11 protein-coding genes are annotated in these 14,204 nt (G+C 61.4%); 7 read left to right on the top strand and 4 right to left on the bottom strand.

Going from position 1 to position 14,204, the window contains the following annotated elements; genetic code table 11:
- Both AC4FS3_RS19710 and AC4FS3_RS19705 read right to left on the bottom strand, forming a co-directional pair.
- Positions 1-975 (bottom strand): HpcH/HpaI aldolase/citrate lyase family protein, encoded by a 975-nt coding sequence (locus tag AC4FS3_RS19710; protein ID WP_491021953.1) that lies wholly within the window; start codon positions 973-975, stop codon positions 1-3.
- A gap of 73 nt (positions 976-1,048) precedes the next feature.
- Positions 1,049-1,723: a response regulator transcription factor gene (locus tag AC4FS3_RS19705; protein WP_283177269.1), complete on the bottom strand. Its 675-nt coding sequence runs from the start codon at positions 1,721-1,723 to the stop codon at positions 1,049-1,051.
- Between the two features lie 220 nt (positions 1,724-1,943).
- Here AC4FS3_RS19705 and AC4FS3_RS19700 point away from each other — a divergent pair, with 220 nt between their 5' ends.
- The 6 genes from AC4FS3_RS19700 (at position 1,944) to glyA (ending at position 10,317) form a co-directional block, all read left to right on the top strand.
- Positions 1,944-3,137, top strand: coding sequence for an aminotransferase class V-fold PLP-dependent enzyme (locus AC4FS3_RS19700; RefSeq protein WP_283177268.1), 1,194 nt, complete (start codon positions 1,944-1,946; stop codon positions 3,135-3,137).
- A gap of 95 nt (positions 3,138-3,232) precedes the next feature.
- Complete coding sequence (locus tag AC4FS3_RS19695) at positions 3,233-4,432, top strand: malate--CoA ligase subunit beta (RefSeq protein ID WP_491021952.1); 1,200 nt, start codon at positions 3,233-3,235, stop codon at positions 4,430-4,432.
- Entirely contained in the window at positions 4,429-5,316 is an 888-nt protein-coding gene (gene sucD, locus AC4FS3_RS19690) for a succinate--CoA ligase subunit alpha (RefSeq protein WP_092895998.1), read from the top strand. The genes AC4FS3_RS19695 and sucD overlap by 4 nt, the downstream gene beginning before the upstream one ends.
- A gap of 21 nt (positions 5,317-5,337) precedes the next feature.
- Positions 5,338-6,312 (top strand): 2-hydroxyacid dehydrogenase, encoded by a 975-nt coding sequence (locus AC4FS3_RS19685; RefSeq protein WP_198837888.1) that lies wholly within the window; start codon positions 5,338-5,340, stop codon positions 6,310-6,312.
- Positions 6,312-8,978 (top strand): phosphoenolpyruvate carboxylase, encoded by a 2,667-nt coding sequence (locus AC4FS3_RS19680; protein WP_491021951.1) that lies wholly within the window; start codon positions 6,312-6,314, stop codon positions 8,976-8,978. The genes AC4FS3_RS19685 and AC4FS3_RS19680 overlap by 1 nt, the downstream gene beginning before the upstream one ends.
- Before the next feature lie 40 nt (positions 8,979-9,018).
- Positions 9,019-10,317, top strand: coding sequence for a serine hydroxymethyltransferase (gene glyA, locus AC4FS3_RS19675; RefSeq protein ID WP_491021950.1), 1,299 nt, complete (start codon positions 9,019-9,021; stop codon positions 10,315-10,317).
- 118 nt (positions 10,318-10,435) lie between these two features.
- On the opposite strand, the gene AC4FS3_RS19670 is transcribed toward glyA, so the two are convergent.
- Entirely contained in the window at positions 10,436-11,776 is a 1,341-nt protein-coding gene (locus tag AC4FS3_RS19670) for a trimethylamine monooxygenase (RefSeq protein ID WP_491021949.1), read from the bottom strand.
- Positions 11,777-11,943: 167 nt separating this feature from the next.
- On the opposite strand from AC4FS3_RS19670, the gene AC4FS3_RS19665 reads away from it, so the two are divergent.
- A complete protein-coding gene (locus AC4FS3_RS19665; protein WP_283177265.1) occupies positions 11,944-13,260 on the top strand; it encodes an ABC transporter substrate-binding protein in 1,317 nt (438 codons plus the stop codon).
- A 9-nt stretch (positions 13,261-13,269) separates the two neighbouring features.
- Here the strand turns inward: AC4FS3_RS19665 and AC4FS3_RS19660 are convergent, their stop codons facing one another.
- On the bottom strand, positions 13,270-13,989 hold the full coding sequence (locus AC4FS3_RS19660; RefSeq protein ID WP_198839410.1) for a FadR/GntR family transcriptional regulator: 720 nt from the start codon (positions 13,987-13,989) through the stop codon (positions 13,270-13,272).
- Between the last annotated feature and the right edge of the window lie 215 nt (positions 13,990-14,204).

Here is a 14,204-nt window from a genome sequence, read left to right as displayed (position 1 = left end):
TTACCCTGCGATTTGTTTGGCTTTTTCCACCAGAACTTCTGCCTGACGGATCGACGCATAGTCAATCAGGCGCCCATCGAGCGAGACTGCCCCCTTGCCTTCGGTCGCTGCCTTGGCCATCGCCTCGAGGATGCGTTTCGCACGGGTGACCTCGGCCTCGGACGGGCTCATCACCTCATTGGCCAGCGCGACCTGGCTCGGATGGATCGCCCATTTGCCCTCGCAGCCCAGCACAGCCGCGCGCTTTGCCGCCGCACGATAGCCGTCGGGGTCCGAGAAATCGCCAAACGGCCCATCCACCGGGCGCAGCCCGTTCGCGCGCGCCGCAACCACCATCCGCGCCAGCGCGTAATGCCACATATCACCCCAATGGACGGCGCGGGTGCCGTCTTCCAGCGGGTCGGTCAGCACCGAATAATCCGGATTCACGCCACCGATGATCGTAGTCCGCGCCCGGGTCGAGGCCGCGTAATCCGCCACACCGAAATGCAGGCTCTCATTGCGTCTGGATGCGCCCGCGATCTCGGTCACGTTCTGCATACCAAGCGCGGTCTCGATGATGTGTTCAAAGCCGATTCGTTTCTTGTAACCCCTGGCGTCTTCGATCTGCGTCACCAGCATATCGACGGCATAGACATCGGCAGCGGTGCCCACTTTCGGGATCATGATCAGGTCGAGCCGCTCGCCTGCCTGCTCCACCACATCGACAACATCGCGATACATGTAATGCGTATCGAGCCCGTTGATTCGCACCGACATGGTTTTCTTGCCCCAGTCCATCTCGTTCAGGGCTTTGATGATGTTCTTGCGGGCCTGGGCTTTGTCATCGGGCGCCACCGCATCCTCGAGATCGAGGAACACGACATCCGCATCGGATTGTGCGGCCTTTTCAAAGAGTTGTGGCTGGCTGCCCGGAACTGCCAATTCGCTGCGATTCAGCCGTGCCGGTGCCTGTTCGATGGGGTGAAAGCTCATTGTGGATCCTCCTCAGGATGTGATCTGTGCTGACCCAATGCGAGAAAGAAAATTACTTTCCTGTCAAGAAATATTATTTCTGCGCCGTAAATGCGAGCCGCGCGGCCCCGGCATCACCGCTCTGCTGATGCGAGTAAAACCACGCGATTGCCTGAGCGCGACTGTGGACGCCGAGCTTCTCATAAAGGTTCGACAAGTGAAATTTCACCGTATTGGCCGAGATGCCGAAATCGCCCGCCAGGTCGCGATTCGTCAGCCCGCGCGCCAATGCCTCCAGCAGCGACTTTTCGCGTCGCGTCAGCTGGTGGATCGGGTCGGTTTGCAACTCGCGCACGTCGAGAAACGGGAAAACCATCTGACCCGAAGCCACCGCGAGACAGGTATCGACCAGCTTCTCGACCGAGGTGGAGCGCGCGACAAAACCGGCGGCACCGGCGATCATCGACTTGCGCGGCAGTTCACCGTTCTGGTCATCGCCATAGACGATCAGCCGGGGCGCATTGGGCTGATCGCGCAGCACCTCGATCAGCTTCTGGCCGCCAAGTACGGGGATCCGCCAGTCGATAATCCCCAGTTCCACCGGCACCCGCATCACGGCACCAAGAAACCCCTCGGCGCTCGAACTGGTGGCGACCAGAGAGAATCGGGGATCACGGTCGAAAATCTCGGACATCGCGCCCAGAACCAGCGGATTGCTGTCCGCCAGCGCGAGCGAGATCTGTCGGGACGCGGGGCTAAGCGCTTGCATTCACAACCCTTCCGCTTAAAAACCTACCCTTATGGATAGGTAAATTTTCGGTATACATCCGCATATCAAGACATTCTGGCAGGTTTTTTCCCACCCAAACAGAAGGCCAAAAGCAGGAGGTAGTTCCGTTGTGAAACTTTCATAACAAGTATTCCCTGAGGTCAACGATTATTCACGGCGAGAAGGGAATAACCCGACGCCGACCCATGGGAGGACTGTTATGCAAGGTATCCGCGGCCTTTTCGTCCCCGGCCCAACCAATGTGCCCGAGGCGATTCGCAAAGCGATCGACGTGCCGATGGAGGATCATCGTTCGCCCGATGTGCCTGCACTGGTGCTGCCGCTGTTCCAGGATCTGAAGAAGGTCTTCCACACCGAAACCGGTCAGGTCTTCGTGTTCCCGGCAACCGGGACCGGCGGCTGGGAGGCCTCGATCACCAATACACTGTCGCCCGGAGACAAGGTTCTGGCGCCGCGTTTCGGACAATTCTCTGTGCTCTGGGTTGATCTCTGCCAGCGCCTTGGCCTCGATGTCGAAACCATCGACTGTGAATGGGGCACCGGCGTGCCGCTCGACAAGCTGGCCGAGCGCCTCAGCGCCGATAAAAAGCGCGAGATCAAGGCGATCCTCGCCTGCCATAACGAGACCGCGACCGGGGTGACCTCGGATATCGCCGGTGTTCGAAAAGTGATGGATCAGTGCGATCACCCGGCTTTGCTTTACGTTGACGGCATCTCCTCCATCGGGTCGATCGAGTTCCGCATGGATGACTGGGGCGTCGACCTCGCGGTCGCCGGCTCGCAAAAGGGCTTTATGATGCCGGCGGGCCTGGCGATCATCGGGGTCAGCCAGAAGGCGCTCGAGGCCTCGAAAACCAACGGGCTGCGCCGCTGCTACTTTGACTTCAAGGATATGACCGCGACCAATGCGACCGGTTATTTCCCCTATACGCCGCCGATGAACATGCTGCGCGGGTTGCGCGCCTCGCTCGACCGCATCAATGCGGAAGGGATCGAGAACATCTGGGCGCGGCATAAATTCCTTGCCGAAGGCGTGCGTCGCGCAGTCTCGGCCTGGAATATGACGCTCTGCGCGAAAGAGCCGAAATGGCATTCCGACACCGTCAGCGCCATCGTCGTGCCCGAAGGTCATGACGCCCGCAAGGTGATCGCGCGCGCCTATGACCGTTACGGCCTGTCGCTTGGTGCCGGGCTGTCGGTCGTGGCCGGCAAGGTCTTCCGCATCGGCCATCTCGGCGATCTGAACGAGCTGATGCTGATGATGGCGCTTGGCGGTGCCGAGATGTCGATGCGCGATGTGGGCATCCCGATCGAGGCAGGCTCCGGCGTCGCGGCGGCCGAGGAATTCTGGCGTAAATCCAATTCGCGCTCGATGGCGCTGGCGGCAGAATAAGCCGTTTCCCTGGCTGCGGCATTGCCCGCAGCCAGACACCAACCGCGAAAAAAACGCGGAAATTCACAACCATAACCGGTCAGGGAGGGCCGCGCATGGACATTCATGAATATCAGGCGAAAGAGATACTTCACCGTTTCGGTGTCGCAATTCCGGATGGGGCGCTGGCTTACAGCCCCGAACAGGCGGCTTACCGCGCAAGGGAAATGGGGGGCTCACGCTGGATCGTGAAGGCCCAGGTCCATGCCGGCGGGCGTGGCAAGGCCGGCGGCGTCAAGATCTGTTCCTCGGAACATGAGATCCAGGACGCCACCAATGAGATGTTCGGCCGCCGTCTGGTCACGCATCAGACCGGCGCCGAAGGCAAAGGCATTTACCGCATCTATGTCGAAGCCGCGGTGCCGTTCGAGCGCGAGATCTATCTCGGCTTTGTGCTCGACCGCTCGTCGCAGCGGGTGATGATCGTCGCCTCTTCGGAAGGCGGGATGGAGATCGAAGAAATCTCGGCCACCCGCCCGGAAAGCATCGTGCGCTCGACGGTCGAGCCGGCAGTGGGCCTTCAGGAATTCCAGGCGCGGGAAATCGCCTTTGCACTGAAGATCCCGACCGACATGATCCAGCAGATGGTGCGCACGCTGCAAGGCTGCTACCGCGCCTTCACCGAGCTTGACGCGACCATGGTCGAGATCAACCCGCTGGTGATCACCGCCGACCGCCGCATTCTGGCGCTCGACGCGAAAATGACCTTTGATACCAATGCCTTGTTCCGCCACCCGGCCATTGCCGAGCTGCGCGACAAAAGCCAGGAAGACCCGCGCGAAAGCCGCGCGGCGGATCGCGGCCTCTCTTACATCGGCCTGTCCGGCAATATCGGCTGCATCGTGAACGGCGCCGGGCTTGCCATGGCCACGATGGATACGATCAAGCTGGCGGGTGGCGAGCCCGCGAACTTCCTCGATATCGGCGGCGGCGCGACGCCCGAGCGGGTGGCGAAGGCGTTTCGCTTGGTGAACTCGGATGAAAACGTTCAGGCGATCCTTGTGAACATCTTCGCCGGCATCAACCGCTGCGACTGGGTGGCCGAAGGTGTGGTCCAGGCTTTGCAGGCCAATCCGGTCGATGTGCCGGTCGTGGTGCGGCTCGCGGGCACTAATGTCGAGGAAGGGCTGAAGATCCTTGCGAAAAGCGGGCTGCCGATCATCCGCGCTACCTCGCTGATGGAGGCAGCAGATCGCGCTGTTTCGGCCTGGAAAAACGACAAAACCCAGAACACCCGGATGAGGATCGTGAAATGAGCATCTTTCTCGACAGAAACACCCCCGTCATCATCCAGGGCATCACCGGCCGCATGGCGCAGTTCCACGCCAAGGAGATGCTGGATTACGGCACCAACCTCGTCGGCGGCGTCGTGCCTGGCAAGGCGGGCGAGACCGTCCACGGCGTTCCGGTTTTCGACACGGTAAAACAAGCGGTCGAGGCCACCGGCGCCGAAGCAAGCCTTGTCTTCGTTCCCCCGCCCTTCGCCGCTGACAGCATCATGGAAGCCGCGGATGGCGGCATCCGCTACTGCGTCTGCATCACCGACGGCATCCCGGCCCAGGACATGATCCGCGTCAAACGCTATATGATGCGCTACCCCAAGGAAAAGCGCATGGTCCTGACCGGGCCGAACTGCGCCGGCACCATTTCTCCCGGGAAATCGCTGGTCGGCATCATGCCGGGGCATATCTATCTGCCCGGTCATGTTGGCATCGTTGGCCGCTCCGGCACGCTGGGCTATGAGGCGGCACAGCAGCTGAAAGATCGCGGCATCGGGGTTTCGACCAGTGTCGGCATCGGCGGCGATCCGATCAACGGCTCGTCCTTCCGCGATATTCTCGAGCAGTTCGAGAAGGATCCCGACACCCATATCGTCTGTCTGATCGGTGAAATCGGCGGCCCGCAAGAGGCCGAAGCCGCCGCCTGGATCCAGGAAAACATGACGAAACCGGTGGTCGCCTATATCGCCGGCCTCACCGCACCGAAGGGCCGCACCATGGGCCATGCCGGCGCGATCATCTCGGCCTTTGGCGAAAGCGCCAGCGAAAAGGTCGAGATCCTCACCGCCGCAGGCGTCACCGTGGCCGAGAACCCCTCGGTCATCGGTGAGACCATCGCCCGCGTGCTGAACGCCGCCTGAACCGCAAGGGGGGAACGCATCATGGCTGCAAAACCAAAGGTTCTTGTCACCCGCCGCTGGCCCGCTGCGGTCGAGGCGAAAATGTCGGAGATCTTCGACACCGATCTGAACCGGGCCGACCGGCCTCTGGGGCTCGCAGAGTTCCGGGACGCCTTTCGCAGCTATGATGCTGTTCTTCCGACGGTGACTGACAAACTCCCTGCCGAGGCCTTTTGCGAGGCCCCGGCGCGGGTGAAAATCCTTGCAAATTATGGGGTTGGCTTTTCCCATATCGACACCGGATCTGCGAAGGATCGCGGCATCATGGTAACGAATACGCCTGATGTGTTGTCCGAATGCACCGCTGATATCGCCATGACGCTGATGCTGATGGTGGCGCGGCGTGCCGGTGAAGGCGAACGCGAGGTCCGGGATGGCAAATGGACCGGCTGGCGGCCGACCCATATGATCGGCACGCGGGTCTCGGGCGCAACGCTGGGCATCATCGGCTTTGGCCGTATCGGCCAGGCGATGGCGCAGCGCGCGCATCACGGTTTTGGCATGAAGATCCTGGTGCAAAACCGCTCGGCAATCGCGCCGGAGGTGCTTGCCCGCTACAACGCAGTGCAGGTGGAAACCATCGAAGACCTGTTGCCGGCCTGCGATTTCGTCTCGCTTCACTGCCCCGGGGGCGCGGCAAACCGGCATCTGATCAATGCGCGGCGCCTCGACCTGATGCGGCCCGGCGCCTTCCTGATCAACACCGCGCGCGGCGAAGTGGTTGATGAACATGCGCTTTCCCGCGCGCTCTGGTATGGCACGATCGGTGGCGCCGGGCTTGATGTGTTTGAACGCGAACCACAGATCCCGGCAGATCTTCTCAACAGCGACAATCTTGTGCTGCTGCCGCATCTGGGATCAGCGACCCGCGAAACCCGTGAGGCCATGGGGTTCCGCGTCTTTGAAAACCTGGTCGATTTCTTTGAAGGCCGCGCTCCTCGCGACAGGGTGGCATGATGAACCGGGTGATGCCTGATCCGGGCCTGCCCGCAGACAGCGATGCGGCCGCGCTGCGCCACCTGTTGCATGACCTGCTGGCAGAGGTGGTGACCCAGCGTGCGCCTGAAGTCGCCACCTGGCTTGCCACTGGCGCGACCGCCCCGATCCCCGCCGATGACCGCGCCATCCCCTATCTCCAGGCGCTGAACATCCGCTTTCAGCTGTCTCGGATCGCCGAGGAAAATGACGCGATGCGTCAGCGCCGCCGGATCGAAGCGCGCGAGGGGGCAGAGAATGTTCCCGGCTCTTTCGCGGCGGCCTTTGCGGGTCTTGCGCAGCAGGGGCTGGACTCCGCAGCAATTGACGCGGCGGTCGCAAAACTCGCAGTGGTGCCGGCGATGACCGCGCATCCGACCGAGGCGAAACGGGTCACCATTCTTGAAATTCACCGCCGCATCTATCGCCGCCTTGTCGAGCTTGAGACCCAACGCTGGACCCCGCGCGAGCGCGAAGCCCTCTATATAGAGATCCGCTGCGAGATTGAACTTTTGTGGCTGACCGGGGAATTGCGGCTGGAACGCCCCAGCCTCACCGATGAAATCAATTGGGGCCTGCAATTTTTCCGCAACAGCCTCTTTGACGCGGTTCCCCAGCTTTATGAACGCTTTATCGATGCGCGCGCCGAATTCGCCCCGCAATCGGCGGCATCGGAACGTCCCTGTCTGCGGTTCAACACCTGGATCGGCGGCGACCGCGACGGCAATCCCAATGTGACGGCCGAGGTAACGCGGGCCGCGATTGATGCCGGAAAACTGGCCGCGCTCGCCTGCCATATCGAAGGGGTCGAGCGCGCCGCGCGGCGGCTCAGCATTTCCTGCCGCATCGTGCCGGTCCCCGAGAGCAATATGGCCGCGCTGGCCGCCGTCATCGTGCAAAGCCGGAGCGGCACGCCACATAACCAACGCAATCCTAATGAGATTTTCCGCCAGGCTCTGAGCGCGATCCTCGCCCGGCTGATCGCAAGCCGGGATGGCACTGCGACCGCCTATCGCGGTCCGCATGAACTGGTCGGCGATCTGAACAGTGTCGAAGCCGCCCTGCTCGCCATCGGTGCCGGCGATCTCGCAAGGGCCTGGATCCGCCCGGTGCGCTGGCGGGCCGAGGTTTTCGGGTTTCGCACCGCCGCTCTGGATCTGCGGCAAAATTCGACCATTATCAACGCGGTTCTGGATGAGATCTGGGCTGCGCAAGGGATCAGCGCTCGCAGTGGCACCCCTGCCGGTGCTGCGGAAATCCGGCGCGCCCTCGCCGACCCCGAACTGCCCCAAATGCAGGATACAGACCTCGGGCCGGTCGCGCAGGATCTGCTCGCGCTGCTGCGGCTTACCCGCGAAAGCGGGCATGACCCCGAGGCCTTTGGCCCTTTCATCGTGTCAATGGCGCGCTCTGCCGAGGATATTCTCGCAGTACATCTGCTCACGCGCTATGCCGCCGGTGCCTGCCCCGGCGCCCCTGCGCTGGTCGTCGTGCCGCTGTTCGAAACCATCGCAGACCTGCGCGCTGGCCCGGAAATTCTGGAAGAGTTGTTGAAAAACAATGCCTTTCGTGCTGGCCTTCGGGAAAAACGCGGCCATGTCGAGGTTATGCTGGGCTATTCCGATTCCGGGAAAGACGGTGGCTTCCTCTGTTCGACCTGGGAATTGCACCGCGCCCAGCGGCGGATTACGGCAACACTGGCTGCCCATGGTTTCCGTCCCAGTTTCTTTCACGGTCGCGGTGGTTCAGCCAGCCGGGGTGGCGCCCCAACAGAACGCGCCATTTCAGCGCAGCCCGGCGGCACCATCGGCGGAGCGCTGAAGCTCACCGAGCAAGGTGAGGTTGTTTCCGCAAAATATGCCAATCGCGGCACAGCTCTCTACAATATGGAGTTGCTGACCGCCGCGGTTCTGACCCATACCGCCAGCTCGGGGTCGCAGGGATCGGTGGTCCATCCTGACCAGGACGAAGCCCTTGTCGCCCTTTCCGGCATGTCGCAGGCGGTCTGGTCACGCCTGGTCGAAAGCCCGGATTTCGTTCGCTATTTCGAAGAGGCGAGCCCGGTCGGCGAATTGTCCGCGTTGAAACTGGGCTCGCGGCCGGCGCGGCGCCACGGGGCAAAGACGCTCGCTGATCTGCGTGCCATCCCCTGGGTCTTCGCCTGGTCCCAGAACCGTCATATGCTGACTGGCTGGTATGGTTTCGGATCCGCGATCACCTCCTTCCTTTCGGTGCGCGGCGAAAGTGGCAGGCTGCTCCTGTCGCGGATGTTCTCCTCTAACCCGTTGTTTCGCATGGTGGTTGACGAGATCGAGAAGAGCCTGGTGCAGGCGGATATGGATGTCGCCGCTGGCTATGCCAGCCTTGTCACCGACCGCGATCTGGCCAACACCCTCTTCGGGATGATCCGCGAGGAGTACCAGCTGACCTGCTCGGCGATCCTGCAAATCACCAGCCAGGACAGTCTCGCCGCGCGGTTCCCGATGTTCCGCGACGGGTTCGAACGCAACCGGATCGCCCTTGACCAGCTCAACCGCCTGCAAATTGACCTCTTGCGCCAGGCGCGCCAAAGCGAACGGCAAGCACTTTCCGTGCCGCTTTTGCAAAGCATGAACTGCATCGCCGCCGGCCTAGGTTGGACCGGCTGACCACCCTTTCCGCAGATCCAGGACCAGAAAGAGGCCCGATATGCCCGATACAAATTTCCAGAGCTCCGGCTTTTTCACCGAATCTCTTTCCTCGCGCGACCCCGAGCTTTTCGGAGCGGTGCGCTCTGAACTTGGCCGTCAGCGCGATGAGATCGAGCTGATCGCGAGCGAGAACATCGTCTCCCTCGCGGTTCTGGAAGCCCAGGGCTCGGTGCTCACGAACAAATATGCCGAGGGCTATCCGGGCAAGCGCTATTATGGCGGCTGCCAATATGTGGACATCGCCGAAACCCTCGCGATCGAGCGCGCGAAAGAGCTTTTTGGCTGCAAATTCGCCAATGTGCAGCCAAATTCCGGCAGCCAGATGAACCAGGCTGTCTTCCTCGCGCTTTTGCAGCCGGGCGATACCTTCATGGGGCTCGACCTGAATTCGGGCGGACACCTCACCCATGGCTCGCCGGTCAATATGTCCGGCAAGTGGTTCAAGGTCATCTCTTACGGCGTGCGCCAGCAGGACCAGCGCCTCGATATGGACGAGGTGCGCAAGAAAGCCCTCGAGCACAGACCAAAGCTGATCCTGGCGGGGGGCACCGCCTATAGCCGCGAATGGGACTGGGCCGCCTTCCGGGCGATTGCTGATGAGATCGGCGCTTACCTCCATGTTGATATGGCACATATCGCGGGTCTTGTGGCCGGCGGCGTGCATGCCTCGCCGCTGCCGCATGCCCATGTGGTGACCACCACGACCCACAAGAGCCTGCGCGGCCCGCGTGGGGGTATGGTGCTCACAAATGATGAAGACATCGCTAAGAAAATCAATTCGGCGGTCTTCCCCGGCCTGCAGGGCGGCCCGCTGATGCATGTGATCGCCGCCAAAGCGGTCGCCTTCGGCGAAGCGCTGCGCCCCGAGTTCAAGGCCTATGCAGCCCAGGTCAAAGCCAATGCGGCGGCGATGGCGGATGAGCTGATGAAGGGCGGGATCGATATCGTCTCGGGCGGCACCGACAACCATCTCTGCCTCGCCGATCTGCGGCCCAAGAAAGTGACCGGCAAGGCGGCCGAGGCGGCGCTTGGCCGCGCCCATATCACCTGCAACAAGAACGGCGTGCCGTTTGATCCGGAAAAGCCCTTTGTGACCTCGGGCATCCGTCTGGGCGCGCCGGCAGGCACCACCCGTGGGTTTGGCGAGGCCGAGTTCCGCCAGATCTCGCGGTGGATCGTCGAAGTGGTTGATGGGCTCGCCGCCAATGGCGAAGACGGCAACGGGGAGGTCGAGGCCAAAGTGAAGGCCGAGGTCCAGGCCCTGTGCGACAGGTTCCCGCTTTACCCGACACTCTGACCGCTTTCACTATTCGAACATTTTACGTATTTCCAACAATCGTGCAAAAGAAAGGGGCGCTGGACTTTGCCAGCGCCCCTTCTGATCGGAACCTCTCCTTTTGCGCCAGAGCGGACCGTCAGTTCTGCAGATAGCTTTCGATCGTGTCGTCCAGCGCATCCTTCCAGAGCGTATGATGCTTCGGCGCCATCGTGCCGGTGATCACCGATTTGTAGGAATTGTTGCGGAAGCCCATGATGTCCTGCTTCTTGTGATCCTTCCATTCGAAGAAGATCTCGCAGGCGCCATCAACATCGAAGCTCGGGTAATCCGTCTCTTCGATCAGTTCTTTAACGTAATCCCCCTGATACTGGATCGCATCATGGGTGTCTTTGCCGGCATCCTCGCGCGCAACGCGGTCGGTCACATCAGCCAGCATCGCCTCTTTACCCGGCAGCGCGATGCGCCCCAGGATCACATCACGCGCCCACCAGGCCTGGGCGTCGAACATGTTAAAGGTGAACCACTGATCCTGCATCCCGATATAGAAAAGAGCCGGGTTATGGACATAGGCGACACCCTTATAGAGGTCGTTCGTCGCAAGCCGGTTTGCCGTTCTCAGCCGCAGCCCGTCGGGCAGGAAGGGGAAGTGATGCTTATAGCCGGTGCACAGAATGATCGCGTCGATCTTCTTGGTGCTGCCATCGCCGAAGGTGACGATATTGCCTTCGACCTTCTGCATATTGGGCTTTTCTTCCCAGTTATCCGGCCAGTCGAACCCCATCGGCGCCGAGCGATAGGTGTTGGTGATCGACTTCGCGCCATATTTCCAGCATTGCGAGCCGATGTCTTCCGACGAGTAGGAGGTGCCGACCAGCATCACATCCTTACCGGTGAATTCGCGCGCATCGCGGAAATCATGGGCATGGACGATGCGCCCGTTGAAGCGCTCGAACCCGGGGAAGGACGGCACATTCGGCGTCGAGAAATGGCCCGAGGCCACGATCACATGGTCGAATTCTTCCGAATAGCAGTGATCTTTCGGCAGATCCTGCACGGTAACGGTGAATTTCTGCGTCGCCTCATCCCAGTCCACAAGGCGGACCACATTCTCAAAGCGGATCCATTTGCGAACGCCCGCCTTTTTCACGCGCCCCTCAATATAGTCGAGCAGCACCGCGCGCGGCGGGTAGGAGGCAATCTGCTTGCCAAAATGCTCTTCAAAAGAATAATCAGCGAATTCAAGCCCTTCTTTCGGGCCATTCGACCAAAGATAGCGGTACATCGAGCCATGAACCGGTTCGCCATACTGGTCCAGACCAGTGCGCCAGGAGTAGTTCCACAGCCCGCCCCAGTCGGACTGCTTCTCGAAGCAGACGATCTCTGGAATTTCGGCGCCTTTTTCGGCGGCCGACTGAAAGGCGCGCAGCTGTGCAAGGCCGGAAGGGCCTGCTCCGATGACTGCGATTCTCTTACTCATGCGCGTGCTCCCGTTGGTCTGAACCAGTTTATGGATTGGTTCCTTATTCACTGCGCCAATTACGCGACAGGATTGCCAGCATGTCAACAAATCTTCATGCTGGGAAAAAGATTCCTGGCGGAATCGCCGCCAACCGGGCGGTCTGGCGCTGAAACAAGGGGCGGGAGATGACAGGTTCTGTCAGTCTGGCACAGCGGCTCGCGGTCGGAGGTCTGGTCCGGCGCCTGGATACCGCCACCGGACAGCGGATCCCGATCGGCTTTCTGGCACCGTTGAGCGGCCAGGTACGGTCCTGGGGCCTGCCCGGGCTTTATGGATGTCAGATCTGGGCCGACCAGATCAATGCCTCGGGCGGTATGATGATCAGCGGGCGGCGCCATCAGGTCGAGATCCTCGCCGAAGATTGCGGCTATGACCCCGATCGGGCGTTCATCGGCGCGCGCCGGCTGGTTCAGGACGGCAATGTGCGGTTTCTGATGATGCTTGGCGGCGACTCGCTGCGCCGGCTCCGCCCCTGGCTGACCGAACGCAAGATCCTGACCTCGACCCTGCTCCCGAGCGATCTTTCCCCCGACACGCCCTATCTGATCGCGCCGAGCGAGACCCATCCCCTGTTCAATGTCACCGCGGTCGGCTGGCTGGCAAAGAACCGGCCCGAGCTGAGGCGGGTGGCGCTGTGCAGCCAGATGGATGAGCTGGGCCTGCCCTCACTTGCCGCCTATCGTGCGGCATTCGGCGCCGAAGGCTTCCAGATCACCAAAGAGATCCGCTATCCCAATACCGGCGGCGATGCGGACGAGATCGTGGCGGCTATGCTGGCCACGGATCCACAGATCCTGTGCTGGTGCACCAGCCACACGCCGATGGTACATGCGCTGACCGAAGCGGCGCATCGCCAGGGCTTTACCGGCCAGCTGCTGTCCTGTACCGCCGATGGCTACCGCGAGCTGATCCGCAAAACATCGACAGAATTCATGGAAGGCTTCCTCTTCCAGTTCCCCGACTTCGACGACCCTGCCCTGCAGAATAAGAGCTTTTTCTTCAACCGCCCGACACAGTTCCACAGCGAATATGAGCGGCGCTTTCCCGGCAGCTGGGGCTCGGTGTCCTGGGAATATGCGGCGACGCTGGATCTGTGGCATATGGCTGTGCAAAAGGCCGGAACGGTGGCGCCGGTCTCGGTCCTTGCGGCGATGAAACATGGCGGCCGGGGCGAACATGCCTTTGGCCATGCGCGCTGGCTCGGGACCGAATTCTACGGCAATGACAATCTGTTGGCGGGGGATTGGCCGGTGGTAAGGATCACGTCTGGCCGGGCGCGGGTCGTCGGCTTTGGCTCCATCCCGGCCTGGCTGGCCGAACATGGTGCACGGCTTCGCCAGGAAATGGAGGCCCTGGGCCAGATGTGGTATCAGCGCGAGGGCAAAGAGCCGCTGCCGATCCGCGACACCACGCTGGACAGCGCCGCCTCCGCCCCGCTCTGACCCCGCGTCTCAGTCTTCCTGCATCAGGAGCTTTTGCTCTTCGATCAGCAAAAGCTTGGTAAATTCGACCGCGCTTTCGATGTCGCGCGCCGTCAGGGTATTGAACAGCGTGTTGTAATAGCGCTGGCAGTCCTGGATGCGTTTTGGCGTCAGAAAGCGGCGGTTCAGCGCGGCGCGAAACGCCTGATGGCGGGCCGCGATCACCAGATCGTAGCAGGCCGCGATCAGCGGATTGCCGGTGCCTTTGGCGATCTGGCGGTGAAATTCATCCTCCAGCCGCGCGAATTCACTGGCATCGGTGGTCACCGCTTCCATCGCGGAAAGCACCTCGCCAAGCGCTTCGATCTCGCGCGGCGACATGGCGATAATGGCGAGGCGGATCATCTCGGGCTCAAGAATGCCGCGCATCACCTGCAGATCAAGCGGGCTGGTCTCGGCCGCCACGTCACCGACATCGATATCTTCATGGCGTGACAGCCCGGTGACAAAGCTTCCCGACCCGGCGCGTCGACGGATAACACCCTGATTTTCCAGCACATCCAGCGCCTCACGTACCGTATTGCGCGCGACCCCCAGCTCTCCGGCCAGGGTGCGTTCCGAGGGCAGTCGCTCGTCAACCACATATTCCTGCGAGGTGATCCGCGCGAGCAGCGTCTCGGCCACGATCCTGACTGTCGCCCCCAGCGACTGATCGGCAAAGAGCACTGTCACCTGTTCCGGCCTGCGCATTCTGTGCCCCTCCTGTTGCTGCTGCCCTGAATATCATCAGATGCACCGCGCCGGTGCAACCGCATGAAAAAAGCGCGCCCGGTAAGGGGCGCGCAAGTCCAACGAACTGGCTCAGGACCAGCCCGCCAGGGGATCAGGCCTCAGATATCGAGAGTATTTTGTTTTTCCCATTGTGTGAAATGGCCGCAATATTCGTTCCATTCCTGGGTTTTCAT

The sequence above is a fragment of the Pseudogemmobacter sp. TB195 genome, assembly GCF_058313095.1.
The sequence above is the reverse complement of the archived record's forward strand: the minus strand, read 5'-3'. Positions and strand labels throughout refer to the sequence as shown.

Excerpts from the sequence above, each read along its gene's own strand:
- AC4FS3_RS19705 (WP_283177269.1), bottom strand. The coding sequence starts at position 1,723 with ATGCAAGCGCTTAGCCCCGCGTCCCGACAGATCTCGCTCGCGCTGGCG.
- AC4FS3_RS19685 (WP_198837888.1), top strand. The coding sequence starts at position 5,338 with ATGGCTGCAAAACCAAAGGTTCTTGTCACCCGCCGCTGGCCCGCTGCG.
- AC4FS3_RS19710 (WP_491021953.1), bottom strand. The coding sequence starts at position 975 with ATGAGCTTTCACCCCATCGAACAGGCACCGGCACGGCTGAATCGCAGC.
- glyA (WP_491021950.1), top strand. The coding sequence starts at position 9,019 with ATGCCCGATACAAATTTCCAGAGCTCCGGCTTTTTCACCGAATCTCTT.
- AC4FS3_RS19695 (WP_491021952.1), top strand. The coding sequence starts at position 3,233 with ATGGACATTCATGAATATCAGGCGAAAGAGATACTTCACCGTTTCGGT.
- AC4FS3_RS19700 (WP_283177268.1), top strand. The coding sequence starts at position 1,944 with ATGCAAGGTATCCGCGGCCTTTTCGTCCCCGGCCCAACCAATGTGCCC.
- AC4FS3_RS19660 (WP_198839410.1), bottom strand. The coding sequence starts at position 13,989 with ATGCGCAGGCCGGAACAGGTGACAGTGCTCTTTGCCGATCAGTCGCTG.
- sucD (WP_092895998.1), top strand. The coding sequence starts at position 4,429 with ATGAGCATCTTTCTCGACAGAAACACCCCCGTCATCATCCAGGGCATC.
- AC4FS3_RS19680 (WP_491021951.1), top strand. The coding sequence starts at position 6,312 with ATGAACCGGGTGATGCCTGATCCGGGCCTGCCCGCAGACAGCGATGCG.
- AC4FS3_RS19670 (WP_491021949.1), bottom strand. The coding sequence starts at position 11,776 with ATGAGTAAGAGAATCGCAGTCATCGGAGCAGGCCCTTCCGGCCTTGCA.
- AC4FS3_RS19665 (WP_283177265.1), top strand. The coding sequence starts at position 11,944 with ATGACAGGTTCTGTCAGTCTGGCACAGCGGCTCGCGGTCGGAGGTCTG.